Genomic DNA, 2,232 nt, shown 5'->3' with positions numbered 1-2,232 from the left:
GCCTGACGTAGTTCATTTGTCGATCTTTTGCTTGCGTGGTGAGGATTTGGGTTTCTGCCCAGAGTCGCGCAGCAGCGACAGCGCGAAAGCCGCGGACCTTTCAACATACTCGCGCGTGAGCTTTTCGGCGAGGTCGGCATCGCGCGCGCGCAACGCGTCGAAAATGCCGTTGAGCAAAGCCATCGTGTTCCTACGTCGTTCAGCCGATGCGACGCGGGTGGTGATGGTGCGCAGATAAGTGACGCGGGCACGTAGCAGAAAGGTCATTTGCCTGGTGATGTCGTTGCCTGCGCCTTGCATGATGATCTCCCACACCGCATCGAGCTTCTCGGCATGCTGCCGGGCGAGCTCGGCGGTGTCGGTTTTGCCCGCTTCTGAAATACGCGCCGCCAATTCGTCCATTTGTCCCAGGCTGGCCCGTTCGACAAACATGCGCGTCATCGCCGATTCGAGGATTGCGCGGGCCTCGTAGATTTGCCGGATTTCCTGTTCCGACAGACGCGTCACGAACATGCCCTTGCCGGCTATCCGAGTGACGAGCCCTTCGGATTCAAGCTGGCTAAGCGCTTCCCGGATGCTTGTGCGGCTTACGCCGGTCTGCTCGGCCAGCTTCCGTTCCACCAGCTTGTCACCCGGCTTGAACACCTCGTTGAGCAGCGCCTCGCGCAACGTGACAACGGTCTGCTCGCGCAACGTCGGCGAACCAGCAATCGACCACCCAGTCCATTCATGCATCGCGGCTCTCCCGTCGTTCCTGTCATCACAGCTACGCGTTCGATTCATTCACCACAAGTAGCCCATTTAAATACGGTTGACCATATGTTTGCCTGTTGGTATACCAAAAAGATGAGCTTGAACGGGAGTGCCTAGAATGGCGCTGATGCGCACCAAAGATGGTCTGATCGCCTATAAGAGAAGCGGTGAGGGTCATCCTCTCGTGCTGGTGCACGGTGTCGGCGCCAATCTAGAAAGCTGGGACGGCGTTAGCCGCGAACTGGAAGGCAGTTTTGACGTTGTTCGTTCCGACCTGCGCGGGCATGGCCAGTCCGCGCGCATCGACTCGGAATATTCCGTCGAGAAGTTCGCCGCCGACATCGTTAAGGTGATGGACGAAGCGGGCGTGCGCAAAGCCCATCTGGTCGGCTTTTCGCTAGGTGGTCTGATCGCGCAGGAGCTGGCCTACTCCTATCCAGCTCGCTTCGAGCGTGTCGTTCTTCTTTCCGCCGTTGCTGGCCGCACACCGGCCGAACGGGAAAAGGTTGTGGCGCGCCTGCGGATGATCCGCGACGGTGGCATGGATGCAATCGTCGGGGCCGCGCACGACCGCTGGTTCACCAAGGAGTTTGCCGATCGCCACCCGGATGTAATCGAGCAGAGAATTGCCGAGCTCAAGGCTGTCCATGTGCCTTCCTATCTGGAGGCGTATCGGGTGTTCGGCCTTACCGAACTCGTGGATCGGCTTGCCGAAATCAGGCAGCCGACGCTGGTGATGACGGGCGAATTTGATCAGGGGTCGAATATCCGAATGGCCGAGACGATGCACCGGCTGATCCCTGATTCGGAATTGCGCATTTTGACCGGCCTGAAGCACAGCGTCCTGGTCGAGGCATCCAAACTGGTGTCCGACCACGTCCGCGAGTTTCTCTTGCGCCCACGCTGAAAATGAAGGGAAGACGAATGAACGAGACGTTATTTGAGCGTGGACTGGAGCGCCGCAAGGCGACGCTGGGCAGCGAATACGTTGAAAATTCACTGAGCAAAGCGACCGAATTTTCCAAGGGCTTTCAGGCGCTTGTTACAGAATATTGCTGGGGAGCTGCATGGGGCGACGACAGGCTGAATGCCAAGACCCGCAGCATGCTGAACATCGTGATGATTGCCGCGCTCAACCGCATGGATGAGTGGGAACTCCATTTTCGCGGCGCCCTTCGCAACGGTGTCACCCGTGATGAGCTGGACGCGCTGATAACCCATCTCACGATCTATTGTGGCGTTCCTGTCGGCGTCGAATGCCATCGCATCGCCAACCGCGTCCTTGCCGAGCGCGCAGCCGGCGGAGCGGAAAAATGACTGGCGTCTTGATCCGCAAGATCGTCGATTTCGTCGAGGACACGCTTGTCGAAGGGGGTCGCGCCGCGCCTGTTCCGCTTCGCATGGCCGCCTGCGCGGCGGTAATCCGTAATCCCTGGGCGGGATCGGCATTCGTCGAGGATCTTCAGCCGCACATTATGG

At 59.1% G+C, this 2,232-nt stretch carries 4 protein-coding genes; 3 read left to right on the top strand and 1 reads right to left on the bottom strand.

The features are described 5' to 3' along the window. Window positions 1–12: 12 nt before the first annotated feature. Window positions 13–735: a GntR family transcriptional regulator gene (locus tag EN884_RS33740; protein WP_063170545.1), complete on the bottom strand. Its 723-nt coding sequence runs from the start codon at window positions 733–735 to the stop codon at window positions 13–15. 136 nt (window positions 736–871) lie between these two features. Here EN884_RS33740 and EN884_RS33735 point away from each other — a divergent pair, with 136 nt between their 5' ends. The 3 genes from EN884_RS33735 to EN884_RS33725 form a co-directional block, all read left to right on the top strand. After that, complete coding sequence (locus EN884_RS33735; RefSeq protein ID WP_063170544.1) at window positions 872–1,660, top strand: alpha/beta hydrolase; 789 nt, start codon at window positions 872–874, stop codon at window positions 1,658–1,660. Between the two features lie 17 nt (window positions 1,661–1,677). Then, entirely contained in the window at window positions 1,678–2,070 is a 393-nt protein-coding gene (locus tag EN884_RS33730) for a carboxymuconolactone decarboxylase family protein (protein WP_063170543.1), read from the top strand. Next, window positions 2,067–2,232 (top strand): amino acid synthesis family protein (locus EN884_RS33725; protein ID WP_164895343.1); only part of this gene is annotated, 166 nt, incomplete at its 3' end. The genes EN884_RS33730 and EN884_RS33725, both read left to right, overlap by 4 nt.

Origin of the sequence: Mesorhizobium sp. M7A.F.Ca.AU.001.01.1.1, from assembly GCF_004022735.1 — a bacterium.
Classification (GTDB): domain Bacteria; phylum Pseudomonadota; class Alphaproteobacteria; order Rhizobiales; family Rhizobiaceae; genus Mesorhizobium; species Mesorhizobium ciceri.
This window is presented reverse-complemented; position numbering and strand designations above follow the sequence as displayed.